The organism is Bifidobacterium eulemuris (assembly GCF_014898155.1).
Lineage (GTDB): Bacteria > Actinomycetota > Actinomycetes > Actinomycetales > Bifidobacteriaceae > Bifidobacterium > Bifidobacterium eulemuris.
Genome location: NZ_CP062938.1, coordinates 1,608,146 through 1,632,204 on the forward strand (window position 1 = coordinate 1,608,146; position 24,059 = coordinate 1,632,204).

General features: G+C 64.2%; 21 protein-coding genes. 16 read left to right on the forward strand and 5 right to left on the reverse strand.

Annotated features, from left to right (window positions below; genetic code table 11):
- Positions 1–19 precede the first annotated feature (19 nt).
- From BE0216_RS06985 to BE0216_RS07020, 8 genes are all read left to right on the forward strand, one after another.
- Entirely contained in the window at positions 20–1,246 is a 1,227-nt protein-coding gene (locus tag BE0216_RS06985) for a PucR family transcriptional regulator (RefSeq protein WP_094635812.1), read from the forward strand.
- A 241-nt stretch (positions 1,247–1,487) separates the two neighbouring features.
- Entirely contained in the window at positions 1,488–2,831 is a 1,344-nt protein-coding gene (locus BE0216_RS06990) for an aminotransferase class III-fold pyridoxal phosphate-dependent enzyme (RefSeq protein WP_094635811.1), read from the forward strand.
- A 12-nt stretch (positions 2,832–2,843) separates the two neighbouring features.
- Positions 2,844–3,971 (forward strand): iron-containing alcohol dehydrogenase family protein, encoded by a 1,128-nt coding sequence (locus tag BE0216_RS06995; protein ID WP_094635810.1) that lies wholly within the window; start codon positions 2,844–2,846, stop codon positions 3,969–3,971.
- Positions 3,972–4,016: 45 nt separating this feature from the next.
- The gene (locus BE0216_RS07000) at positions 4,017–4,844 is read left to right on the forward strand and encodes an ABC transporter permease (RefSeq protein ID WP_094635809.1); all 828 of its coding nucleotides are present in this window, start codon (positions 4,017–4,019) and stop codon (positions 4,842–4,844) included.
- Between the two features lie 62 nt (positions 4,845–4,906).
- Positions 4,907–6,007, forward strand: coding sequence for a taurine ABC transporter substrate-binding protein (locus BE0216_RS07005; RefSeq protein ID WP_211279889.1), 1,101 nt, complete (start codon positions 4,907–4,909; stop codon positions 6,005–6,007).
- Between the two features lie 44 nt (positions 6,008–6,051).
- On the forward strand, positions 6,052–6,900 hold the full coding sequence (locus BE0216_RS07010) for an ABC transporter ATP-binding protein (protein WP_211279888.1): 849 nt from the start codon (positions 6,052–6,054) through the stop codon (positions 6,898–6,900).
- 133 nt (positions 6,901–7,033) lie between these two features.
- Positions 7,034–7,798, forward strand: coding sequence for a MarR family winged helix-turn-helix transcriptional regulator (locus BE0216_RS07015; protein WP_094635808.1), 765 nt, complete (start codon positions 7,034–7,036; stop codon positions 7,796–7,798).
- An 83-nt stretch (positions 7,799–7,881) separates the two neighbouring features.
- On the forward strand, positions 7,882–8,610 hold the full coding sequence (locus BE0216_RS07020) for a nitronate monooxygenase family protein (RefSeq protein ID WP_404801826.1): 729 nt from the start codon (positions 7,882–7,884) through the stop codon (positions 8,608–8,610).
- Between the two features lie 90 nt (positions 8,611–8,700).
- On the opposite strand, the gene BE0216_RS07025 is transcribed toward BE0216_RS07020, so the two are convergent.
- Positions 8,701–9,609, reverse strand: a complete 909-nt coding sequence (locus BE0216_RS07025) for a DMT family transporter (protein WP_169714225.1) — start codon at positions 9,607–9,609, stop codon at positions 8,701–8,703.
- Positions 9,610–9,756: 147 nt separating this feature from the next.
- Positions 9,757–10,866: an alpha/beta fold hydrolase gene (locus BE0216_RS07030; RefSeq protein WP_094635807.1), complete on the reverse strand. Its 1,110-nt coding sequence runs from the start codon at positions 10,864–10,866 to the stop codon at positions 9,757–9,759.
- Positions 10,867–11,542: 676 nt separating this feature from the next.
- Here BE0216_RS07030 and BE0216_RS07035 point away from each other — a divergent pair.
- Genes BE0216_RS07035 through pknB form a run of 7 tightly spaced genes read left to right on the forward strand, consistent with a single transcriptional unit; the run spans position 11,543 to position 20,302 of the window.
- Entirely contained in the window at positions 11,543–12,244 is a 702-nt protein-coding gene (locus tag BE0216_RS07035) for an FhaA domain-containing protein (protein WP_094635805.1), read from the forward strand.
- A gap of 12 nt (positions 12,245–12,256) precedes the next feature.
- Positions 12,257–12,778: an FHA domain-containing protein FhaB/FipA gene (locus BE0216_RS07040; RefSeq protein WP_094635804.1), complete on the forward strand. Its 522-nt coding sequence runs from the start codon at positions 12,257–12,259 to the stop codon at positions 12,776–12,778.
- A gap of 4 nt (positions 12,779–12,782) precedes the next feature.
- On the forward strand, positions 12,783–14,408 hold the full coding sequence (locus BE0216_RS07045; protein WP_094635803.1) for a BofC C-terminal domain-containing protein: 1,626 nt from the start codon (positions 12,783–12,785) through the stop codon (positions 14,406–14,408).
- Positions 14,408–15,835 carry an FtsW/RodA/SpoVE family cell cycle protein gene (locus BE0216_RS07050; protein WP_094635802.1) on the forward strand — a complete coding sequence of 476 codons (1,428 nt, stop codon included), beginning with the start codon at positions 14,408–14,410 and terminating at the stop codon, positions 15,833–15,835. The genes BE0216_RS07045 and BE0216_RS07050 overlap by 1 nt, the downstream gene beginning before the upstream one ends.
- Positions 15,832–17,298: a peptidoglycan D,D-transpeptidase FtsI family protein gene (locus BE0216_RS07055; protein ID WP_094635801.1), complete on the forward strand. Its 1,467-nt coding sequence runs from the start codon at positions 15,832–15,834 to the stop codon at positions 17,296–17,298. The genes BE0216_RS07050 and BE0216_RS07055 overlap by 4 nt, the downstream gene beginning before the upstream one ends.
- Positions 17,295–18,257, forward strand: a complete 963-nt coding sequence (locus BE0216_RS07060; RefSeq protein WP_094635800.1) for a serine/threonine-protein kinase — start codon at positions 17,295–17,297, stop codon at positions 18,255–18,257. The genes BE0216_RS07055 and BE0216_RS07060 overlap by 4 nt, the downstream gene beginning before the upstream one ends.
- A complete protein-coding gene (gene pknB / locus BE0216_RS07065) occupies positions 18,254–20,302 on the forward strand; it encodes a Stk1 family PASTA domain-containing Ser/Thr kinase (protein WP_420835643.1) in 2,049 nt (682 codons plus the stop codon). Before BE0216_RS07060 ends, pknB begins: the two co-directional genes overlap by 4 nt.
- A gap of 293 nt (positions 20,303–20,595) precedes the next feature.
- Here pknB and BE0216_RS07070 read toward each other — a convergent pair whose 3' ends face one another.
- From BE0216_RS07070 to BE0216_RS07080, 3 genes are all read right to left on the reverse strand, one after another.
- Positions 20,596–21,240 (reverse strand): anthranilate synthase component II, encoded by a 645-nt coding sequence (locus BE0216_RS07070; protein WP_094635799.1) that lies wholly within the window; start codon positions 21,238–21,240, stop codon positions 20,596–20,598.
- A gap of 236 nt (positions 21,241–21,476) precedes the next feature.
- Positions 21,477–22,592 carry a class E sortase gene (locus tag BE0216_RS07075; RefSeq protein WP_094635798.1) on the reverse strand — a complete coding sequence of 372 codons (1,116 nt, stop codon included), beginning with the start codon at positions 22,590–22,592 and terminating at the stop codon, positions 21,477–21,479.
- Between the two features lie 4 nt (positions 22,593–22,596).
- On the reverse strand, positions 22,597–23,355 hold the full coding sequence (locus BE0216_RS07080) for a DUF881 domain-containing protein (protein ID WP_094635797.1): 759 nt from the start codon (positions 23,353–23,355) through the stop codon (positions 22,597–22,599).
- 82 nt (positions 23,356–23,437) lie between these two features.
- On the opposite strand from BE0216_RS07080, the gene crgA reads away from it, so the two are divergent.
- The gene (gene crgA / locus BE0216_RS07085) at positions 23,438–24,034 is read left to right on the forward strand and encodes a cell division protein CrgA (protein ID WP_169714223.1); all 597 of its coding nucleotides are present in this window, start codon (positions 23,438–23,440) and stop codon (positions 24,032–24,034) included.
- Positions 24,035–24,059 lie beyond the last annotated feature (25 nt).

The window sequence follows — 24,059 nt, forward strand, 5'->3', positions numbered from 1 at the left end:
GCCCAAGAAAGGAACCCACATGTCCGTCCGACTGAAGGAATTGGTCGACCAGGCCAGAGGCCAGGGCCACGATATCGCGCTGGTCGCCGGCGCGGGTGGACTCGACCATGCCGTGCGCTGGGTGCATATGGTGGAGAACGAGGAGATCGCGGGCTTTCTGGAGGGGCAGGAGATCGCCTTCACCACAGGCATCGGCCTCGAATCGCAGGAGGATCTCGTGGGCTTGACGCACAGCGCATACGATTCCGGAGCCAGCGGCATCGTGGTGAACGTCGGCCCCTTCATCCACCAGATCAGCCCCGAAGCGGTGCGCTTCTGCAACGAACGCGACTTCCCGATGTTCCGCGTTCCATGGAGCGAGCATATGGCGCAGATCATGCACTTGTTCAGCCTGTCCATCACCATGAGCGAGAAACACAACATGGAGCTGGCCGCCGCTTTGGAGAACGCGATTTTCATGCCGACGCGCGAGGATCTGTATCTCGAGACCATGGAGCGCAGCGGATTCGGCAAGGATTGGAATTACTGCGTCGCCGTGTTCGAAGTATGTGCCGAGGACGGAGAACCGGTCCCGGACGCGCGGATGGATTCCTGCGCCGCCCGCATCGAAACACTGCTGACCAGCCGCCAATGGCATGCGGTGCAACTGACCATCGGCCACCGTATCGCGCTGGTGTTCACACGATACGACATCGGCGCGGTAAGCGATATGACCCAAGCGGCGACGGCCACATGCGCCGAGTTCTTGGGGGAAGGCACCCGCGTATTCGTCGGAGTGGGCAAGGTGACGAGATCCGCCCGATGCATCGGCAAAAGCTACCGTCAGGCGCTGGCTCTGGAACGCCTGCAATGGCTGCATGGCACGGATGGCGAACCGTTCCTGTATGACGATGCCGGCTCCGACAAGCTGCTGCTCTCCGTCAACGATCCGGAGATCCTCGCCGACTATTACGACACCACAATCGGCCCACTGGCCAAACACGACCAGCTCAACGGCGGGGATCTCGTGGAGACGCTGCGCAATTATCTCGCTTTTTCGGGGAGCATCAAGGAGACCAGCGAGCGCATGTTCGTGCATCGCAATACGGTGAGCTACAAGTTGGGCAAAATACAGGATCTGCTCGGCGTGAATCTGTCGGACTTCCGCACGCGCGAGGAGATGTCGATTGGATTTCGGGTCAAGGAGCTGCTTGACTGCGTGCCTGCGGAAGGTATGGACGGCGCCTCACGCGGCACGGCCGGATAGCGGCCGATCCGCCCGTCCGGCCCAGCGGCCGCCACTCCGAAACCATCCTATTGTTGTGCTGCAGCACAAACAACCTTAGGCGCTGAATCGTTGTCGCCACTCCCCGTCCTTCCTAGACTGCAAATCAGGTCAAGAAAATCAAGCATTTCCTTGAACGAGCAGAACCACACCGGGGACATCACAACAAGCCGAATTCTATGCATAGCGCATATTCCGGCACCCCATCACGGAAGGAACGATTATGGAAGAGCTGACGGGCGAGGAAGTCGCCGCCCTGCATCGCGATCACGTCATGCAGTCCTGGCACAAGCAGGGCGAGGCCGTCATGCCGATCAAGCGGGCCGAAGGCATCTATTTCTGGGACTACGACGGCAACCGTTACGCCGATATGAGTTCCCTGCTCGTATGCTCCAATCTCGGACATGAGCTGCCCGAAATCGTGGATGCGATCAAAAAGCAGGCCGACACGATGTGCTTCATGTCGCCCGCCTACGCCTCCGAGCCGAAATCCCGGCTGGCCAAGATGCTCGTCGATCTCGCCGGCCCCGACTTCTACCAGCGCGTGTTCTTCACCAACGGCGGCACGGACTCCAACGAGAACGCCATCAAGATGGCTCGCATGGTCACCGGCAGGCCGAAGATCTTCTCCTGCTACCGCTCATACCACGGTTCGACCATCGGATCATCGAACGCCTCGGGGGACTGGCGTCGCTTCGCCGCCGAGATGGGCGGCACCGCGCCGGGCTTCGTGCATTTCATGAATCCGAACATGTACGAAGACGGCTACACGCGTGGCGTGGACGACGAGGCCGTCACCAAGGAGTATCTGCATCGGCTCGACGAGCAGCTGCAATATGAGGGCCCCGATACCGTGGCCGCGATCCTTATGGAGTCCATCGTAGGCGCGAATGGCGTGATCCTGCCGCCCGAAGGCTATATGGAGGGCGTGAGGGCCCTATGCGACAAGTACGGCATCCTCATGATATGCGACGAGGTGATGGCCGGCTTCTGCCGCACCGGCAAGATGTTCGCCTGGCAGAATTTCGACCTGAAGCCCGACATCTTCACCTTCGCCAAAGGCGTGACCTGCGGCTACGTGCCCCTGGGCGGCGTCGTCGTCTCCAAGGCGGTCTCCGACTATTTCACCGACCATGTGCTGCAATGCGGACTGACCTACTCGGGACATACGCTCGCATGCGCCGCCGGCGTGGCCGCCGTCAACTACTACCTCGACCATGACATCGCCGCGCACGTCAAGCGGATGGAGGGCATCCTCAAGCCCTTCCTCGACGACATGGCGTCCAAGCACAAGTGCGTGGGCGAGGCCCGCTGCATCGGACTGTTCGCCGCCCTGACCATCGTACGCAACAAGAAGACGCGCGAGCTCATGGCGCCGTACCACGCCTCCAACAGCGTCATGCCGCAGATCATGGGCAGACTGATGAAGCAGGGGTTCGCCACATTCGGCCGCGAAACCAATGTGAACATCTGCCCGCCGCTGACCATCACCGCCGAGCAGCTCAGGCAGGAGCTTCCCAAGCTCGACGAGACGCTCACCTGGGTTGACGAGAACCTGTGCGACTGACGGGAGCCGAACATGCTATGGGATTATGAGCAGCCCGTGACCATCCGTTTCGGCTGCGGACGGGTCACCGAGATCGCTGACGTGGCGGAGTCCCACGGATGGGAGAACGGTTTGATCGTCTCCTCCGAGCATTTCGTGCGCGACGGCACGACGGACCGTCTCATCGAAGCCTCCAACGGTCGGCTGACGGCCGCGTTCAGCGACTTCTCCCCCAATCCGGACGTCGCTGAGGTGGATGACTGCGCCGCCGTCATCCGCGCGCGCGGCCACGGCTTCGTGGTGGCGATGGGCGGCGGCAGCGCCATGGATCTGGCGAAGGCCGCGGCGAGCATCGCCTTAACCGACGACTCCATCGCCGACTATCACGGCACCGGCAAAGCGATGCCGGTCGACCACCTACCGCTGATCGCGGTGCCGACCACCGCCGGGACCGGCAGCGAGGTCACCTGCGTGGCGGTGCTCACCAACCGCAAGCTCGGCAGAAAGGCGCCGATCGTCTCATCCGGATTCTTCCCGTCCGTGGCGATCGTCGACCCGGAGTTGACCGTTTCCGTACCGCCGAAAGTCACCGCCTCCTGCGGCATGGATGTGCTCAGCCAGGCGATCGAGGGATACTGGAGCAAGGGCCATCAGCCGATCTGCGACGCCTGCGCCGTGCATGCCGCCGGACTGGTGTTCGACTATCTGCCGCGCGCCGTCGCCGACGGTTCCGACCTGCAAGCGCGCGAGAAGATGTGCGAGGCGTCGCTGATCGCCGGGTTGGCGTTCACGCTGCCGAAGACCACATCCTCACACGCCTGCTCCTTCCCCCTGACCAACATCCACGGCATCCCCCACGGCGAGGCCTGCGGGCTGACGCTTGACTGGTTCGTCCGCGTGAACAAAAACGCACAGAGCGGCCGCGTGCAGCATTTCGCCCGCACACTGGGTTTCGCCGACGCCGACGCGATGGCCGACGCGATCCACGATCTTAAAACGCGCATCGGCATGCGCACGGGATTGGCCGACCTGCATCTGAACGACGGGCAGATAGCCGATCTGGTGCGCATCAGCCGCCATCCGAATCTGTACAACAATCCGGTGGACGTCACCGACGGCATGCTCGAGGACATGTACCGGCACCTGGCGGCCATCGCCTGACCCGGACCGCCCGCACCTCACCCATTCCACAGAGAGGAACCGACCATGGGCACGTTACGACTCAAAATCAAGAACACCCCGCACGCCTTGCAGGCGCTGGCCTCGCTGGCGCTGCTCCTGCTCGTCTGGTGGGCGGCCACGGCCGCAGGGCTGGTCAATCCGCTGTATCTGCCGGGGCCCGGCGAAGTATGGAACGCCTTCGTCGAAGCGAATATCTGCCGGCCGATGTCGACGGATTCGGACCGCATCATATGCGGCGAACAGCAGTATTTCCTATGGCAACATCTGTTGGTGAGCCTGCAGCGCATCGGCATCGGCATGGCTTTGGCGATCGTCGCGGGCATGCTCATCGGATTCGTGCTCGCCGAGGTCGAATGGATCAGCCGCATCTTTCTGCCATACATCAATTTCGTACGCGCACTGCCGCCGCTGGGCTACATCGGCCTGCTCATCGTGTGGTTCGGCATCGGCGACACCACAAAAATCTGGCTGCTGTTCCTAGCCGCGTTCCCGCCGATCGTTCTCGCCACACTCGACGGCATCAACGGTGTGAGCAGGGACCGCGTCAACTCGGCGCGGGCATTGGGCGCAGGCACATTCCAAACCTTTATATTCGTGGTGTTTCCCAGCGCGCTGCCTTCGATCATGAACGGCATCCGGCTGGCGGTCGGGTTCGCGTGGACCACCGTGGTCGCGGCCGAACTCAACAACGGCATTCCCGGCATCGGAGCGCTGGCCTACCTATCCGGCACCGAACTCAACACACCGCTGACCATCGCCTGCATCTTCGTCATCGGCATCGCCGCATTGCTGCTGGACGGACTGATCCAACTCATCACCAGACTCGTCACCCCCTGGGTGGGGCAGGACTGACGGCATATCGCTCCGCACGACGCACGACATACGACGCACGACGCAGAACAGAGAGGAACATCATGCGACTTGCATTCCACACCACCGCTTCGATCCGACGCATACGCCGCGCCTCGGCAGCTCTGGCCGGCGGCGCGATGCTCACCGCACTGGCCGCCTGCGGATCCATGCCCACCGCCTACGAGCTCGCCGGAGTCGATCCCAACGGCACCGCAGACGTCGGCTGCCCGGTCGATGCCGACAACGACTTCACCGGCACGATCCGCATCGCCTGGCAGGCGATTCCGAACGCGGACCTCATCGTCAAGGACATGGGGCTGCTGGAGGCGTGCCTGCCGCAGGCCACCATCGAATGGAACCAGTTCAATTCGGGAGGCGATGTCGTGCAGGCGTTCGGCTCGCGCTCGATCGACATCGGTCTGATGGGCTCCAGCCCGGCCGTACGCTCGGTGAGCGCGCCACTGGACCTGCCGGTCGCCATCGTATGGATACATGACATCATCGGCGACGCCGAATCGCTGGTCGCCAACGACGACTCGATCACGCAGGTCGCCGATCTGAAAGGCGCGAACATTGCGGTGCCGTTCGGCTCGACCTCGCATTTCAGCCTATTGTCCGCATTGGCCGACGCGGGTTTGTCGGAAACGGACGTGCATCTCATCAACCTCGATCCCGATAAGATGGCCGCCGCTTGGACGCGCGGCGAAATAGACGCGGCATGGGTATGGGATCCGGTGCTCTCCACGCTGCGCGCCGACGGTGGGCATATCGTCACGTCCTCAGCCCAAACCGCCCTGACGGGTGCCGCCACCTACGATATGGAGGTCGCGTCCGAGGAGTTCATTACGGATAACCCCGACGTGATGAGGATTTGGACGGCCGTGGAGGATTACGCGGCGGGCCTGATCTCCGAGGATCCCGACGGCTCGGCCGAGATGATTTCGTCGCAGTTGGGCAACGATCCCGACGATGTCGCGGCGCAGCTTGAAGGCTACACCTATCCCCGTGCCGCCGAGCAAAGCGAGCTGTTCCATGGAGACCTGCCGGGCACGCTCAAAGACACCGCGGAGTTCCTTAAAACGCAGAACAGCCTCGACGCGGTGAACGACGATTACGCCGACGCTCTGTACACCGACGCGATAGACGCGGTCGCCGGGGAATAAGCACATCCATACATCCGCATAATCAGCTTATGAAGGAGCCTACGATGGCCAAGCACGACATGACCTGGGACGAGCAGGTCGAGAAGCAGTCCATGGACGCCAGAGGCGTGGCGGTTGACATCCGCGGCGTCAACAAGCGGTTCACCACATTGGAGGGCAACGAGGTCACCGCTTTGCATGACATCAATCTGACCATCAACAAACACGATTTCATCTGCGTGGTTGGACGGTCCGGCTGCGGCAAAACGACACTGCTCAACATGCTGTCGGGTTTCGAAAAACCCTCCGACGGCGAGGTGGTGGCCGACGGGCGCGTCATCGACGGCCCAAGTCCGCGACGCGGGGTGGTGTTCCAGAAACCGCCGCTGTACCCATGGCTCACCGTGCGCGGCAACGTCGAATTCGGCATGCGCATGCAGGGCGTCGCATCCCGGGAGCGCAAGGAAATCGCCGAGCGCTATCTGGAGATGGTCGGACTCAAGGACGCGGGCGACCGCCGCCCATACGAGCTGTCGGGCGGTATGCAGCAGCGCGCGCAGATCGCCCGCGTGCTGGCGTGCGACCCGGATCTGATCCTTATGGACGAACCGTACGGCGCCCTTGACGCATTGACCCGGGAGCGGCTGCAGAACGAGTTGCTGCGCATCTGGTTCGAGAAGAGGAAAACCGTGTTCTTCATCACGCACAGCGTCGACGAGGCGATCTTCCTCGCAACCCGCGTCATTGTGATGAGCGCGCATCCCGGCACCGTAAAAATGGATATCCCGATCTCCATCCCCCGCGACCCGGCAGATCCCGACAATATGGACAAGGTTCGGGCCGATCCTCGCTTCGCCGAATTGCGCGACATGATCACCGCGGCCATCTACGAGCAGGACGACCAGGACGAGTGACGCGCAGCCGGCGCGGAATTATATTGTCAAGTACTTGACAGTTGCGATACCGTATTGTAGCGTTGCGATTGTCAAGTACTTTACAAATCCTTGCGGAACTTGAGCCCCGCAAGCGGAAAGGCCGGCGATCACCATGTCGGAGCAAACGAAAACCCGCATCACCGAACAGCTGCGCGACCTCGGCGTCATCATCGCCCGATCGCATTTCCAAGTCGGCCGCACCAGACGCGACGACGGCGCCACGATACGGCCCGTCGTCCGCAGAAGCGACCGCGCCCCGCAGCCGAGCGAAACCCGCATCTCCCACAATCCTGAAGACGCCCCTGCGACGAACGCCGTCCGCAGCGAATCCGCAGACGGCACAAACGACACAAACGACACAAACGACGCATCCAAGCCCACAGGCACCGTCGCCCCGGACACAACCTTCATACCCCCGGATACCCCCGGCGACGGATCCACCCTCCACGGGCAGGGGCGTGTGCTCACCATGCTCACGCTCAAAGACCAGATCAGCCAGCGCGACCTCACCACCATCCTCGGCATGAGCCGCCAGGCCGTCGGCGAACTGCTGTCCAAACTCGAGCAGAAGGGCTATATCACGCGCCGCCCCGCCACGCAGGACCGCCGCGTGATGATGGTGCATCTGACCGACGAGGGCCACGCCGCCGCCGACCATCTGCGCCGCCGCACGCATATCAGCACCGACCTGCTCGATTGCCTGACCGATGACGAACTCGACACGCTCAGCGGCTATCTGGACCGCATCATCACCCATGCCGAAAGCCGCTTCCCCCAGGACGACCTCATCGAACGCCGCCGCCTGATGCGCAAAGCCATGGCGGAATTCCGCAACGCCAGCCGCCTGCCCGAAGACGATATTCAGGAGGACGCATGAGCGAACGCAGCGTTTCGACCATCCGCATGACGCCGGACACGATATCGAACCCGGCGACACCAAGCCCCTCGCCGCGCACCAGCATGTTCTCCCCCAGCGAGGGCGTCGCCATGGAGCGGCACACAACCCTGCCGTCCGTCACACGCACGGTGGCAGGCAACGCCACCGTGGAGGGGCGGCTCACCTCGCCCGTGGCCCGCGTGCCCGAATCCACCGCGCGCTGCGGCGGCATCACCGTCAAAGGCCACACGCTCAAAACCTTCGCCTACACCACCGACGCGGCGGTGATCCGCAATACGAACGCCAGCGCGATCCTCGCCGTCTACCCGTTCACCGGCGAGCCCATCATCACGCAGGCCCTGCTCACCGTGGCCCAGCAGCCGCTGTTCGTGGGCGTCGGAGGCGGCACGACCACCGGCAACCGCGTGATCGAACTCGCCATGGTGGCCGAAATGCAAGGCGCGGCCGGCGTGGTGATCAACGCGCCCGCGCCGGCCGCCACCGTGGAGGCCGCGATGAGCGCCATCGACATCCCCGTCATCGCCACGGTCACCACGGACGACGAGGTCACGGAAGAGAAGATCCTCGCCGGAGCGGCCATCATCAACGTGGCCGCCGGGCACAACACGGCGGCCGTCGTGGCGAGCATCCGCGCGCACCATCCGGAGACGCCGATCCTCGCCTCGGGCGGGGCGAGCGACGAGAGCATCATCGCCACCATCGAGGCCGGCGCGGATGCGGTCACTTGGACGCCGCCCAGCGCCCAGCAGCTGCAATCCCAGATGATGGCGCGCTACCGCGGGGAGAGCTGATCCGACCAAGCCGCATACACTCCACAGACCAGACCGGCGGCGATGCGACCAACGCAACGGCCACTTCGCCCGACGATGTTCAGCGTGCGTTCAGCGCACCAGAAACACCATGGCGATGATCATCGCGAAGCCGGCGAGGTCGGTCGGCGTGAACACGGCGCCGGTGAGCAGCACGGCGGAAAGCGTCGCGGTCACCGGCTCCACGGTGCCGAGCATGGTGGCGCGCATCGAACCGATGCGCATCACACCGGTCAGGAACAGCCAGTACGCGCCGAACGTGCCGCCCACCACGGTGAACACCATCAGCCCCACACCCAGCGCGTCCAGCCCAGCCGGGGCGGTGGCCCACGGGCGCACGATCGGGCATAGCAGTATGCCGGAGATCAAAAACATGATGCCGTTGACCGTGAAATTGCCCCATCGGGCGATCAGCGAGGCGGGCAGAATCGACAGCGACGCCGTCGCGAGCGCGTTCGCAAGGCCCCAAGCCAGCCCCATCGGCGGCAGGGTCAGCGTGGTCAGATCGCCGCCCGTGGCGATCAGCACCGTGCCGACGAAGGCGAGCGCCACGCCGACGCTTTCGCGCCGCCCCGGCAGTCTGCGGCCGCGCAGGCACACCCACGCCAGCACGAACAGCAGGTTCAGGGTCTGCAGCACGGTGGCGGTGCCGGCGTTGGTCCAATCGATCGAGTTGAGATAGGCGATTTGGGAGAGCAGCACGCAGACGATGGCCGTGCCCACGAATCTTGGATACGATTTGCGGTCACGCAGGGCACCGGTAAGCAGCCGCGGCGTCGTGACGCCGGCGCAGGCGAGGAACAGCGCGCCTGTAAAGAGCTCGCGCATGCAGGCGATCCACAACGGGTCGGCCTGATAGTGGTCCATGAGGATTTTGGAGACGGTGGCGTTGACGCCCCACAACGTGCCGCCGGCCAACGTCAGCGCGGCCCCGACCGCCAGATCGCGCGGCGCGTGCTCGAAGGTCACGCGCCTGCCCACAGCGCCCTTTTCGTTCTTTTCGCTTTTCTCGCTCTTCTCGCTCACGATGCCCCAGTATGGCACTGGGACCCGTCACTTTTTGCCGACCGCGGCCGCGCCGCAAAAGGATGATGCGCGCCGCGTCCCACAAAGGCGTAGCCGCCGAAACTAGACCGACTCGGAAATCGGCTCCGCGAAGAACTCCAGTATCTGGTCGAGATACGGGCCCAGCACCGCGTTCGGCATCGAGAAGATCTCATGCTCGGAATCGTCGATGCGCACCAGCCGCGCCGATCCGCCGCCTGCCTGCACCCGCTCGACGAAGCGGTTCTGGGGCTCGTTCAGCACCCACACGTCATGCCCCGCCTGGAACAACGTCAACGGCGTTTCGATGGCGGCGCAGGATTCGCGATCCAGCACGGCCCGGCTCAGCCGCAACGACTGGCGCACCCATTCGAACGCGGCGCTGTAGGTCTGGTATTCCGCGTGGGCGCAGCGCATCTGGTGATACCAACGTTCGCGCGCATGGCTGGAGTACGGATGCGACCCCAAGTCGAGCGTGCCGTCGAAATCCGTCTGGCCGAATACGCGGCTGCGTCCCATGCCGAGCGCGCACATCGTTTCGGATAGCGTGCGGGCCAACCAGTTCGGCATGCCGGTGGCGGGCGCGATCATCGGACACGACAGCACCGCCTTGTCGAACAGATCGGGGTAGCGTTCCAACACGGCCGCGCCGATGCCGCCGCCCATCGAATGGCAGTACAGATGCAACGGCTGGCCGTCGGCGTACGAGCGACCGAGCGTCTGGGCGAAACCGGCCAGATCGGCGACGTAGCGTCGCCAGTCGTCGATCCACACCAGACTCGGATTGTCCATGTCGCGCGCCGATTTGCCGTGGCCGCGATGGTCCAGCGCGCACACCGAATATCCGTTCAGCAGGAAATACCAGATCATCTCGCTGTATTTCTCCGCGAACTCCGTGAACCCGTGGCTGAGCACGACGGCCCCGCGGAAAGCGGCGGTGGCGCCGGGCTCGCGCAGGTTCGCGAACTTGGTCACGTCATAGCACAGATAATGCAACTTGCCGTCGTGGGCCGCGGATCCATCTGCCGATGAGGCGAAGGGATCCGCGCCCGGAGCCAGCGGCGTCAAGCCGGCTTCGCGCTCGGCGTCCGAGGGGTCGAACCATCCCTCGTCGCAGCAGGCGGCGAGCGCTGGCATCACCGTCTGAGACATTTCCTCCGCATAGCGGCTTTCATCAATCAGGGCGAACTGCATGGATTTATTGTAGGCCGCCCGCAACCCAAATTGACACTGTGACAACATCAATCCGTGTAGCGCCTTGCCGACCTATCTGCGTTAGCGGTAGTGGATTCCGGGTGTTGCGGATATCGATCTGCGTTAGCGGTGGTGTCCGTTTGACGTTATCCCAAGTATGACCGTTGAAATAATGGGCCGGATACTCGGTGTATCGCGTAAAGCCCACTACCGCTAACGCAGATCGACCTTTGCAAGGTCCCAAATCCACTACCGCTAACGCAGATAGGCCAATCCGGGCACCATCATGTCAGCATGCGCGCCCACGGACATGGCGCAAGCGCGTGAGCTTGGATGTCGATGTGTTGTCGGCTGATGCGCGCCTCACGGACACAGCGTAAGGCCGGCCGGAGGCCACAGCCGACCCGTCAAGACCCGATCACTGAGACGGAATCGGTCGAAGCCGGCCACGAGGGCCGGCCGAAGACGGGCGGCGACGCGGAGTGGCGAGGGAGGGCGAAGCGGAGTGATGAGGGAGGGCAACGCGAAGCGGTGAGGGAGGGCGACGCGGAGTGATGAGGGAGGGCGCAGACGTGACGGAGCCGGCGCGCAATGAAGCTTTTGCAATTATCCGGACGGTTTTTGCGCTCTGTTCCACACGCCGCGTAGGATATGCAGAGAATAGAAAGGGATGACTATGAGCGTTCTCGACCGTTTTGAGAAAAGCGTGGAAGGTGCGGTCAACGGAGTATTCGCCAAATTCGGCTCCAAGGACCTGCAGCCCGTCGACCTCTCCAGCGCGCTGGAGCGCGAAATCGACGCCGAAGCCATGCCGGTGGGCCGCGACCGCACGGTGGCCCCGAACGAATACCGCTTCAAGCTGAGCACTCCGGATTTCGACCGCATCGAATCGTGGGGCAGCGAGACCCTCGCCAACGAGCTGGCGGACAACCTCACCGAATACGCCAAAAGCCAGCACTACGCCTTCGTGGGCCCGGTGGTGGTGATCTTCGAAGAGGATCTCGACCTGGCCAAGGGCAACTTCAATCTTTCCTCCGAGTCCGTGCAGGGCAACGCCGTGCCGGTGACCACCGACAGCCAGAGCGAGGACAATCCCGTGCTCGAGGTGAACGGCAACCAGTACCTCATCACCAAGGAGCAGACGGTGATCGGCCGCGGCTCCGGCTGCGACATCGTGATCGACGACCCGGGCATCTCCCGCCGCCATCTCGAGATCGACGTGACCGAGAACGGCGTGATCGCACGCGACCTGGGTTCCACCAACGGCACGTATGTGGAGGGCCATCAGGTGCCCGCCGCCACGCTGCTCGACGGCAACACCATCACCATCGGCCGCACCCGCATCCTGTATTGGGCTTCCGCGCAGGAGCAGGCGTAGTCAGCCAGCGTTATGACCGAACTGACTTTCGCTTTACTGAAATACGGGTTTCTGATCCTGCTATGGGTTTTCCTGTGGCTGGCTGTGCGCTCGTTGCACAAGGACATCGAGTCCTTCAGCCCGCGCCCGTCGCGTGCCCGCCGTCGCCGTGAGCGTCGCGCGCGCAAGGCCGTCACGGAAACGCCGCCCGCGCCCCGGGTGACCATGCCGCCCACGCACGATATGCCCTCCACCAACGCCGAGCCGACCCTGCTCGTCGTGATCGACGGACCGCTGGCGGGCACATCCGTGCCGCTGACCGGCGAGGTGATCACGCTGGGCCGTTCCGCCACCAACACCGTGGTGTTGGACGATGAGTTCGTCTCCTCGCATCACGCGCGCGTGTACGTGGATCCCACCTCCGGCCAGTGGGCCATCGAGGATCTGCAGTCCACCAATGGCACGGTCGTCAACCAGCAGCGTCTGACCACGCCGACGATTCTGCCCGCGCGCGTTCCGGTGCGCATCGGCGCCACCACCTTTGAACTGAGGTAGTCGCATGCCCACTTCCGCAGCCTCCCAACCATTGTTCCTGTATTCCACCACGGTGTCCGACGTGGGCACGGTGCGTTCGAACAACCAGGATTCGTCGTTCGCGGGCGAGCATCTCATCGCCGTATGCGACGGCATGGGCGGCCACGCGGGCGGCGACACCGCTTCGACGATCGCGATCCGCTCGCTCGCCCATATCGAACAGGACGACACCGGCGGCGACGTCGAAACCGTCACCCGCATGGTGGAGGCGTCCGTTCTGGCCGCGCATGACGCCATCGTCGGCAAGGCGAAGCGCGAGCGCAAGCTCGCCGGCATGGGCACCACGGTCACCGCCGTGGCTTTGGTCGCGGGCTATTGGGTGGTCGCCCATATCGGCGATTCGCGCGCCTACCTGCTGCGTGACGGCAGGCTGCAGCGCCTGACCTGCGACCACAGCTACGTGCAGCATCTCATCGACACGGGCCGCATCACGCCCGGCGAGGCGAAGAACCATCCGCAGCGCAATGTGGTGATGCGTGTGCTGGGTGATTTCGACATCGATCCGCGCCCCGACATCGCCATCCGCAAAGCGCATCCGGCCGATCGCTGGCTGCTGTGCTCCGACGGCCTGTGCGGCGTGCTGGAGGATTCCACCATCGAAGAGGCGATGGCGACGATCACCGACCAAGGCGAGTGCGCGCAGCGGCTGGTGTCCATGGCGCTGAAGGCCGGCAGCACCGACAATGTGACCGCGGTGATCGCGGACGCGACGCTGGCGTTGGACGCCGACGCCTTCGATCTGCCGCATCAGACGCCGCTGGTCGGCGGCGCGGCCAGCCGCAGTTTGGAGCCCATCGCCGACATCGTCAACGAGCCTGTCGCCTCGGCGCCCGCGCTGCGTGACGGCAATTCCCCCGCGCAGCGCGCCGCCGCGCTGATGCAAACCCGCTCCGGCGAGGACGAGGCCGCCGCGGCGACGACCCGCGTGGTCCAGCCGTCCACCGTGCGCGAGGAGAGCGGCGAGCGCGACAATCCCGACACCGGCGAGATTCCCGTGGTGCAGACGCCTGACGGGCGCATCACGGCCGATCCCAACGATCCCGAGGTGGCCAAGGCCATCCGCCATGAGCAGAGTCTGCAGAAGCAGGCCTCGCATACGAAAAGGGTCCGACGCCGTCTGATTGCGGCCGGTATCGCCCTGCTGACGGTGATCGCGTTGGCCGCGGCCGGCGGGCTCGCCTATTGGTGGAGCCAGACGCGCTATTACGTCGGCAATGCGGACGGCAAGGTCGCGATCTACCAGGGCGTGCCCACGGATGTGTTCGGCTTCGAGCTCTCGCATGAGGTGGAGCGCACCTCCATCGACACTGAGGATCTGCCGCAGACGTGGATCAGCCAGCTTGAGCAGGGCATTGTGGTGGGCAGTCTGACCGAGGCGGAGAACCATGTGGAGATCATCCGCGACGAGATGACCAAACTGCAGCAGGAGAACGACGACGCGGCCGCGACCGGCGAGATGGGTGCCGCGCCCGACGCCACCGCCAAGCAGGACGACGGTTCCGACAGCGGCTCAAACGATTCCGACTCGTCCTCCAACGCCGGCTCGAACAGTTCGGACTCCGGCACTTCCTCGCAGGGGGATGATGCCTGATGATCGCCCTACGTTTGCGCCAGTTCTCCCTGCTGCTGTTCGCCATGCTGATCAGCGTGCTCGCGTTTTTCCAGATGTTCCAGCGCACCACCGGCGGGTTCCCCTCCAGGTACGTCGCGATGCTGACGCTGGTCGGCGTGCTGTATCTGCTGGTGTGGGGACTGTGCATCCGCTTCCAGCCGTATGCCAGCCAGTCGATTCTGCCGTGCGTGCTGGTGCTGACGGCCATCGGCACGGTGATGATCGCGCGCATCGACCAGCAGAACGGCACCGACGTGGCCTTCCGCCAGCTGATCTGGCTGTGTCTGGCGCTGGTCCTGATGGCGCTGATCATCGTGTTCCTCCAGGATTACCGCGTGCTGCGCCGATTCTCCTACGTGAGCATGGTGGTGGGCCTGGTGCTGCTGCTCTCCCCGATGCTGCCGGTGATTGGTGTGGAGACGAACGGCGCGCGCATCTGGCTGAACGTGTTCGGCCTGGGCACCGTGCAGCCGGGCGAATTCGCCAAGCTCTTCCTCGCGTTCTTCTTCGCCGCGTACCTGTTCGACCACCGCGACCAGCTGGCCGTCGGCGGCAAAAAGGTGATGGGCCTGCAATTGCCGCGCATCAAGGACATGGGCCCGATCATCGTGGTGTGGATCGCCTCGATGGGCGTGCTGGTGCTGCAGCATGATCTCGGCACCTCGCTGATGTTCTTCGCCATGTTCGTTTCGATGCTGTATGTGGCCACCGGCCGCAAAAGCTGGATCGTCATCGGCTTCATCGCCTTCGCCGCGGGCGCGGTGCTCGCCGCGAGCATTTTCAGCCATGTGGGATCGCGCGTCGACGCCTGGCTGCATCCGTTCAGCAACGAGCAGTACAACAAGGCGTACGGCGGCTCCTACCAGATCGTCACCGGCATTTTCGGCCTGGCTTCCGGCGGCATGCTCGGCACCGGCCTCGGCCAGGGGCATCCCTCGCTCACCCCGTTCGCCAACTCCGACTACATCTACGCCTCCGTGGGCGAGGAGCTGGGTCTGACCGGCCTGATGGCCGTGCTGATGCTGTATCTGCTCATCATCGCCTCGGGCCTGATCACCGCCATGAAGATCAAGGACGGCTTCGGCAAGCTGCTCGCCTCCGGTCTGGTGTTCACCATGGCCTTCCAGGTGTTCACCGTGGTCGGCGGCATCACGCTGGTCATCCCGCTCACCGGCATGACCCTGCCGTATATGGCGGCCGGCGGTTCCAGCCTGGTGGCGAATTCCATCCTCGCGGCTCTGCTGCTGGTGATCTCGAACCAGGCCAACAAACCCGAACCGGAGCTGAACAGCGACACCTTCCAATACGAGGCGCTGGCCGCCCTGCGCGAACGCGAGCTCAAGGAGCGCACGCGAGCCACCGAGGCGATCCCCATGCCCCGCACGGTGACGGGAGGCGCGCAATGAACAAGTACCTGCGCCAACTGTTCACCGCGGTGGTGGCGCTGTTCGTCGTCCTGGGACTGTCGACCACCGTCATCATGGCGATACGCGCCAACGAGCTGAACGCGGATCCGCGCAACAGCCGCAACCTCTACCATGAGTTCGGTGTCTCGCGCGGCGCGATCCTCGCTTCGGACGGCACGGTGATCGCCTCGTCCGAGGCGGTGAACGACGCGTTCAAATACCAGCGCACCTACAGCAACGGCGACGTGTACGCGCCGGTGACCGGCTACTTCTCCATCAGCCAGGGCGCGGACCGCGGCATCGAGGCCTCGCGCGGCCAGCTGCTCAACGGCGAATCCGACAGCCTGTTCTGGCAGCGGCTGAAGGCCGCGCTGACCGGCAGCGAGAACCAGGGCGCCTCCATCGAAACCTCCATCGACCCGACGCTGCAGCAGCTCGCCTACGACCAGCTCGGCTCCAACGACGGCGCCGTGGTGGCCATCGAGCCGAAAACCGGACGCATCCTCGCCATGGTGAGCACGCCCAGCTACGATCCGAACACGCTGGCGAGCCATGACACAACGGCCGCCGACAGCGCCTATCAGGAATTGATCAATTCCGAAAGCAACCCCATGCTCAACCGCGCCATCTCCGAGCTGTACCCGCCGGGATCCACGTTCAAAACCATCGTGGCGGCGGCAGCGCTGGAAACCGGCGATTATCAGGCGGATACGCAGATTCCCGCGGGCGCGACCTACACGCTGCCGGGCACCTCCACCGAGCTGCCGAACTCCAGCACCGCAGGCGCGGGCACGAACGGCACGATCTCGCTGGAGGACGCCCTCGCCTATTCGTCCAACACGGCCTTCGCCCAACTGGGCGTGGCTTTGGGCGCGGATACGGTCAACGAGATGGCAGAAAAGCTCGGTTTCAACAGCTCGATCGTGGTCGACGGCACCGATTCGACCGGCTCGCCGATGACGGCCACCGCCTCCCAGTTCCCGCAGAACCTGACCGACGACCGTCTCGCCCTGGCCTCCATCGGGCAGGGCGACACCACCGCCACGCCGTTGCAGATGGCGATGGTGGCCTCGGCCATCGCCAACGACGGCACGCTGATGCGCCCCACTTTGGTGGACCGCGTGCGATCCAGCGATCTGACCGTGCTGTCGGAGACCAGCGCGCAGGTGATGAGCGAGGCGTTCAGCGCCAGCACCGCCGACACCCTCACGCAGATGATGGAATCGGTGGTCACCAAGGCGAACCAGAATCTCAGCATCGACGGCGTGGCCGTGGCGGCCAAAACCGGCACCGCCCAGACCGGCGAAGGCAACGATTCCATCGACGGTTGGGTGATCGGATTCGCCCCCGCCGACGATCCGCAAATCGCCATCGCCGTGGTCGTGCATAATGTGGATGTGACTGGTTCGCTCGCGGCCGGACCAATTATGCGTGCACTGATGCAGGAGGCGCTACAGCAATGAAACTCATCGAAGGACAGCTGATCCACCGCCGCTACCGCCTCGACGCGCGCCTCGCGCAAGGCGGCATGGGCGAAGTGTGGAAGGGCTACGATATTCAGCTCGGGCGCGAGGTGGCCATCAAGGCGCTGCGCTCGGATGTGACCAACGCCGAGGCCAAACTGCATCGTCTGCGTGCCGAGGCGCATAATTCCGCCAATCTGGCGCATCCCAACATCGCCGCGCTGTTCGAATACTACGAGCATGACGGCATCGGGTTCCTCGTTATGGAATACGTGCCCTCGAAGTCCCTGGCGGACCGTTTCCACGCGTTGGAAGGCCCGATGGAGCCGACCGAGCTGCTGCCGATCCTCATCCAGACCGCCCGCGGCCTGTTCATCGCGCACAGCCATGGCGTGATCCACCGCGATATCAAGCCGGCCAACATCATGGTCTCCGATACCGGCGAGGTGAAGATCACCGACTTCGGCGTGAGCTACTCCACCAACCAAGCGCAGATCACACAGGACGGCATGGTGGTGGGCACCGCGCAGTACATCTCCCCCGAACAGGCGCAGGGCCTGCAGGCCTCGCCGCAATCCGACATCTATTCGCTGGGGGTTGTGGCCTACGAGGGGCTCACGGGCCATCGTCCGTTCACCGGCGCCACCCCGGTCGATATCGCCGCCGCGCATGTGAACGATCCCGTGCCGCCGCTGCCGGATTCGACGGATCTGCAGCTGGCTCAATTCGTGATGTCGATGCTGTCCAAAGACCCGCTCGACCGGCCAAAGGACGCGTTGGTCGTCTCGCGCACGCTCGCACGCATCGAACGTCGCCTGCTCGACCAGCAGACCGAAATGAACGACAACACCACCATGGTCACCCCCGGCGCGCGGGTTCCGCGCAGGGTGACCAGCGCGCCGCGACCGGCGGCGACTCTTCTGAGCACGAACCAGATGATTTGGAGGGAACAGCAATGAGCAACATGCCAAGCGCATTGGCCAACGGCCGTTACCAGCTGGGACAGCTCATCGGCCGCGGAGGCATGGCTGAGGTCCGGGTCGCCCTTGATACGCGCCTCGGACGCACCGTGGCCGTGAAGATCATGCGCGCGGATCTCGCCAACGACGAGATCTTCCTGAGCCGATTCCGCCGCGAGGCGCATGCGGTCGCGCAGATGAACAACCCGAACATCGTCAACATCTACGACTCCGGCGAGGAGGCGGTGGTCGACGACAACGGCCGCACCGAACATCTGCCGTATATCGTGATGGAATACGTCAAGGGCCAGACCCTGCGCGATGTGATCAAGGTGAACGGCCCGCTGAGCCAGCGCGACGCCGAACAGGTGATGATGGGCGTGCTCAGCGCGCTCGAATACTCGCATCGCATGGGCATCATCCACCGCGACATCAAGCCGGGCAACATCATGATCTCCGAGCAGGGCATGGTCAAGGTGATGGATTTCGGCATCGCCCGCGCGCTTGACGATTCCGCCGCCACCATGACCCAGTCGCAGGGCGTGGTGGGCACCGCGCAATACCTCTCCCCCGAGCAGGCGCGCGGCGAAACCGTCGACATGCGCTCCGACCTGTATTCCGCGGGTTGCGTGCTCTATGAGATGCTCACCGGACGCCCGCCGTTCACCGGCGACTCCGCCGTGGCGATCGCCTACCAGCACGTCTCCGAAGTGGCCACCCCGCCGAGCGCGGTGGTGCCGGGCCTGCCGAAGATGTGGGATTCGATCTGCGCGAAGGCGATGGCCAAGGACCGTCAGAACCGTTACGCCACGGCCGCCGAGTTCAAGAACGATGTGCTCACCTACATGAACGGCGGCGTGCCGGTGGCGGCCGCGTTCAATCCGCTGACCGATATGGCGAATATGAAGGCGCGCAAGCAGGCCGAACAGGACGCCGCCACCCAGGCGATGGCCCCGACCGAAACCGCCGCCACGCAGGCCTTTAATCCCGTCACCGGCCAGTTCGAGCGCGTGCCGTCCTCAATCGCTCCGGGCGCGGCCGACACCGCGGTGAAAACGCGCGCCGAACAGCGTGCGGCCGCGGCCAAGGCGAAGCGCAAGAAGCAGATCGTCATCGGTTCGATCGTCGGTGTGCTCGTGCTGATCGCCGTCATCGTCGGCGTGGTGTTCTTTATGAACGGCGGCGGCGATGACACCGCCGAAACCGTCACCGTGCCCACGTTCAACTCCACCACCACCAAAACCCGCGCCCAATCGGAGCTTGAGGCGGTGGGGCTCGTGGCGGAGATCAAGGACGTCGAATCCACGGAACCGGAGGGCACGTTCATCGACCAGTCCCCCGCCGGCGGCGAGCAGGTCGAGGTCGGCTCGACGGTGACCGTCGAATTCTCCGCAGGCCCCTCGTCCGTGTCGGTGCCCGATGTGACGGACTACAGCCAGGACGACGCACGCGACGCCTTGGAGGAGGCCGGATTCACGGTGAATTCCTCGGTGCGCCAGGAAGACAGCGACACCATCGAACAGGGCAATGTGACCCGCACCGATCCGGTGGCCGGCACCACGCAACCGCAGGGCACCTCCATCACGCTGTACGTCTCCACCGGTATGACCACGGTGCCCGACGTCACCGGGCAGACGCAGGAACAGGCGCTCCAACTGCTGCAGACCGAACGTCATTTCAGCGTCGTGGTGCAGAATGAAACCTCCGATTCGGTGGCGGCCGGTTCGGTCACCCGTATGGAGCCGGGCGCGGGCACCGCGATCGAATTGCGCGGCAACATCACCATCTGGGTGTCCACGGGCAAGGAGCAGGTGAGCGTGCCCAGCGTGGTCGGGCAGACCTTGGCGAGCGCGAGAAGCACCTTGCAGGCGCAGGGCTTCACCGTGGAGGTCGCCACGGGCAGCTCGTCCAGCGACACCGCCGTGGTGACCGCGCAGGACGTCACCGGCACAACCGACGCGGGCGCGACCATCACGCTGACCACCCGGGCCCCTGCCACCACCGACCCAGACGACACCTCCGGCAACACCACTACGAACCAGTAGCTCGGCGGCGGCCGACCGTAGCCGACGCCAAATAACGAAGCCCGACGGCCAAACGACTGAACTGCCTCCCCCCTTCTCGTCATCCTGAGCGGAGCACGAAGTGCGGAGTCGAAGGATCTCAGATTGCGTAAACAGCAGTGAGATCCCTCGACTCCGCTACGCTGCGCTCGGGATGACGAGTGGGGGGGGGAGGCACGCTCCGCTCGGGATGACAGAGGGGGCGTACATCTCCAATCCTTGGTACGTCGCCACCGAGACGCTGCGCTCGGGATGGCGGAGGGGGGTGGGATGGGCTACCGGGCGACTTTGGGCTGCAGGCCGGCGGAACGGGCCACGGCGTCGCTCTGGCCGCACACCGCCAGCCAGTTGGCCAGCAGACGGTAGCCGTCCTGCGTCATCACGGATTCGGGATGGAACTGCACCGCATACATCGGCAGATCGCGATGCTTGACGCCCTGGATGATGTGGTCGCCCTGCGTCCACGCGGTCACCACCAGCTCCTCAGGCACGCTGGACGGTTCCACGGCCAGCGAATGGTAGCGGGTCGCGGTCATCGGATTGGCCACGCCCTCGAAAATCTCATCGTCGATATGCTCCACCGGGCTTGTTTTGCCATGCATGATGGTGGGCGCGTGGCCCACCGTGCAGCCGTACACTTCGGCCAGCGCCTGCAATCCCAGGCACACGCCGAACATGGGCTTGCGGGTGGCCGCGCACAGGCGGATCACGTCCTCGCTGGCACCGGATTCGGCCGGAGCGCCCGGGCCGGGTGAGATCAGCACGCCGTCGTATTCGTCGAGCAGACCCGGTTGTGTGGGGTCGATGGCGTCGTTGCGCACCACATCCACCGTGGCGCCCAAGGTTTTGAGATAGCCGACGATGGTGTAGACGAAGGAATCGTAGTTGTCCACCACGAGGATGCGGGCCGAATCAGTCATAATCGCTCCTTGAAAACCGTACTGTCCACTATCCTAAGCCCACGCGCCGCCCGCTGCCCGGATACGCCGTATGGCGGATGGCCGTATGGCGGATGGCCGTATGACCACATGCCTGATGATCACACGCCTGATGACCGCATGGCCACATGGACACATGACCGCATGACCGGCGCACGCAGCCGACCGCACAGGCCGACCGCACAGGCCGACCGTGCAGGCCGACCGCACGCAGCCAACTAGTCGATGGCGGTGAAGTTCGACATCTCCTGCAGGACGGGGATGTTGGCCGCGGCCCACGGGAATCCCCACTGGAACAGGGCTGCCGCGGCCGCGAAAATCAGCAGCGCCAACATGATCAGCCGCACCGGCAGCACACCCGGATGGATGCGCAGCAGCCAACCGTAGATGCTGGCGTCGGGGCGGCGGCGTTCGCCGGAGCGGATCTGGCGCAGCACCGGCCAACGCCAGGCGATGGCGGCGGCGATGAACAGCACGGCCCACACCGCCAGCGCGCCGAGGATGAACGGCTGCAGCGAGTCGATACGCGACACGGCCGACTGCGTGCTCGTGCTGGTGAATTTCACCGCGCCCTGCTCGTCCGTGGTGGCGAGTTCGGCGGGAACGCCGTCGGAGACTTTGGCCCAATACTCCAGCTCGCCGTACACAATCCAACGGTGGGTGGGCGTGGTGTATTTCGGTTCGCAGGTCGTCAGGGTGATCATGCGTTTGGTGGGCGCCTCGCTGGGGTTCTCCGGGTTCGGCGAAATCACGTACACGTCCGTGGGCAGCACGATCTCATAGCTCGTGTATGTGTAGACGTACCAGTAATCCTCGGTGCGGATGATGATCTTGTCGCCCTCTTCGAGTTTGTCCACGTCGCCCAGCGGCTGGCCGTAGCCGTTGCGGTGGCCGGCGATCGCGAAGTTGCCCACCTGTCCGGGCATCTGCGAGGTGGTGTAGTGGCCGAGTCCGTGCCGGTTGAGCTGTTCGAGGGTGGTGCCTTCCACCAGATTGCGCTGCCAGCTGCTGCCGAAGCGCGGAATATACACTTGGGCGATGAGGTCGCCTTCCTCGGCGCTTTCCGGCTGCAGGGGCGGGTCGCCCTCCTGCGCCTGCGCGATGGTCACCTCTTCGCCGTCCTCGCCCGGTTCGCTCCATGAGACGGATTCCAGCGTCTGCGCCTGCTCATGTTCGGCTTCGACGCCCGTCCACCACATCTGCCATGCGACATACAGCGCGCAGATCACCGCCAAGGTGAGCAGGATTTCCGCCACGATGCCGATGATCTGCCAGCCGATTCCCCGCCGCTGCTCACCCTGCACGGCGACTTTTTTGTAAGAGGCGTGTTTCATTCGTCTATTCCTCATCTTCCTCAGTTTTCACCGTGGCATACTTTAGCGGTTGCAGTAGAGCTGCCGATTCCGGGAATTGCAGATTGTCCTCATTCTTCACGTCATAGCCGATGCCGAACGCGGTCACGTATTCCTGCAGGATTGAGATGGCTTCGGAGTCCTCCAGCGCCTCACGCAGCTGTTCGGGGTCGCCGATGGCGGAGATCGTGAACGGCGGGGAGTACTTCTTGCCGTGCAACGAGAGCACATTGCCGGAGCAGATCACCGCGGAGTTGAACAGCACGCGCTGGTCCATGATCATCATCGCCGTGGCGCCGCCGGCCCACAGCGCGTTCACCACCGATTCCACATCCTGCTGGTGGATCACATAGTCGTTGATATTGTCGGCCGAACCGGAGTTGTTGATGGCGTTCTCCCACAGGGGCGAATCGTTCAGGGTAACCGTCACGCCCTCGCCTTCGACGGCCGGGAGCACCAGACTGGAGTCCTCGCCGTCACTGGACGTCTCGTCGTCGGTGTTCGAGCCGATCACTTCGGTGAGTGTGTCGATCTGGGAGCTCAGGTCGGTGATGTCCTGCTGCAGCTGGTTGACCTCGTCGACACCCTGCTCCACCAGATCGGCGGTGTCGGAGGTGACCACCGCCGTGCGGTTGACGCGCACATTCGTCATCAGCAGATACCCGCTTAGCGCCACCACGACGAATACGGCGATGCCCCCCACCCAGGAGCGCTTCGCGCTGTGCCTGCCGGTATGTTTTGCCATGAATTCCCCGCTTATTGTGAGCGTTGTTCGCTAGTTTCGAGTGTAGCCACTATTATGACTTTTAGCCTATTGAATGGAGACTATGCTGATGGCTGACCAAGAGCTGCACGAAACCGACTCGAACGACCAGAAGGACTGGCAGAGCGAAGTCCAGAACGAGGCACAGAGCGAGGCCGTCGAGGCCCCGGCCGAGGCTGTCGAAACGGCTGAGGACGACGCCGAGGCCAAGGCTGACGACGCCGAAACCGCCGAGGCCGCTGATGCTGAGGCTGAGGCTGAGGCCGCCGAGGCCGCTGACGCCGACGAGGCCGACGACAAGGCGGAGGAGGACACCTCCGACCCCGATATGGAGGCGCTCGGCATCGATATGGAGCAGGTGCAGGCGGTGCTCAACGCCACCGCCGACAAGACGACCCTGACCCCGCAGATGCGCCGCATGATGACCCGTCAGGCGGAGAACACCAAGCGCGTGGAGGAGTCCATCAAGGGCACCAAGTCGAATCCGCGCTGGTTCGTGCCGCTGTTCTGCACGCTGATGATCATCGGCCTGATCTGGGCCGTGGTCTATTACCTGTCGCCGTCCGGCTCCTGGCCGATTCCGAATATCGGCGCGTGGAACCTGGCCATCGCGTTCGCGATCATTATGGTCGGATTCCTGATGACCATGTGGTGGCGCTAGCCGCGTGCCAGCCGGACCACCGGCG

Coding starts and splice junctions, on each gene's coding strand:
- BE0216_RS06985 (WP_094635812.1), top strand. CDS start 20: ATGTCCGTCCGACTGAAGGAATTGGTCGACCAGGCCAGAGGCCAGGGC.
- BE0216_RS06990 (WP_094635811.1), top strand. CDS start 1,488: ATGGAAGAGCTGACGGGCGAGGAAGTCGCCGCCCTGCATCGCGATCAC.
- BE0216_RS06995 (WP_094635810.1), top strand. CDS start 2,844: ATGCTATGGGATTATGAGCAGCCCGTGACCATCCGTTTCGGCTGCGGA.
- BE0216_RS07000 (WP_094635809.1), top strand. CDS start 4,017: ATGGGCACGTTACGACTCAAAATCAAGAACACCCCGCACGCCTTGCAG.
- BE0216_RS07005 (WP_211279889.1), top strand. CDS start 4,907: ATGCGACTTGCATTCCACACCACCGCTTCGATCCGACGCATACGCCGC.
- BE0216_RS07010 (WP_211279888.1), top strand. CDS start 6,052: ATGGCCAAGCACGACATGACCTGGGACGAGCAGGTCGAGAAGCAGTCC.
- BE0216_RS07015 (WP_094635808.1), top strand. CDS start 7,034: ATGTCGGAGCAAACGAAAACCCGCATCACCGAACAGCTGCGCGACCTC.
- BE0216_RS07020 (WP_404801826.1), top strand. CDS start 7,882: ATGTTCTCCCCCAGCGAGGGCGTCGCCATGGAGCGGCACACAACCCTG.
- BE0216_RS07030 (WP_094635807.1), bottom strand. CDS start 10,866: ATGCAGTTCGCCCTGATTGATGAAAGCCGCTATGCGGAGGAAATGTCT.
- BE0216_RS07035 (WP_094635805.1), top strand. CDS start 11,543: ATGAGCGTTCTCGACCGTTTTGAGAAAAGCGTGGAAGGTGCGGTCAAC.
- BE0216_RS07040 (WP_094635804.1), top strand. CDS start 12,257: ATGACCGAACTGACTTTCGCTTTACTGAAATACGGGTTTCTGATCCTG.
- BE0216_RS07045 (WP_094635803.1), top strand. CDS start 12,783: ATGCCCACTTCCGCAGCCTCCCAACCATTGTTCCTGTATTCCACCACG.
- BE0216_RS07050 (WP_094635802.1), top strand. CDS start 14,408: ATGATCGCCCTACGTTTGCGCCAGTTCTCCCTGCTGCTGTTCGCCATG.
- BE0216_RS07055 (WP_094635801.1), top strand. CDS start 15,832: ATGAACAAGTACCTGCGCCAACTGTTCACCGCGGTGGTGGCGCTGTTC.
- BE0216_RS07060 (WP_094635800.1), top strand. CDS start 17,295: ATGAAACTCATCGAAGGACAGCTGATCCACCGCCGCTACCGCCTCGAC.
- pknB (WP_420835643.1), top strand. CDS start 18,254: ATGAGCAACATGCCAAGCGCATTGGCCAACGGCCGTTACCAGCTGGGA.
- BE0216_RS07070 (WP_094635799.1), bottom strand. CDS start 21,240: ATGACTGATTCGGCCCGCATCCTCGTGGTGGACAACTACGATTCCTTC.
- BE0216_RS07075 (WP_094635798.1), bottom strand. CDS start 22,592: ATGAAACACGCCTCTTACAAAAAAGTCGCCGTGCAGGGTGAGCAGCGG.
- BE0216_RS07080 (WP_094635797.1), bottom strand. CDS start 23,355: ATGGCAAAACATACCGGCAGGCACAGCGCGAAGCGCTCCTGGGTGGGG.
- crgA (WP_169714223.1), top strand. CDS start 23,438: ATGCTGATGGCTGACCAAGAGCTGCACGAAACCGACTCGAACGACCAG.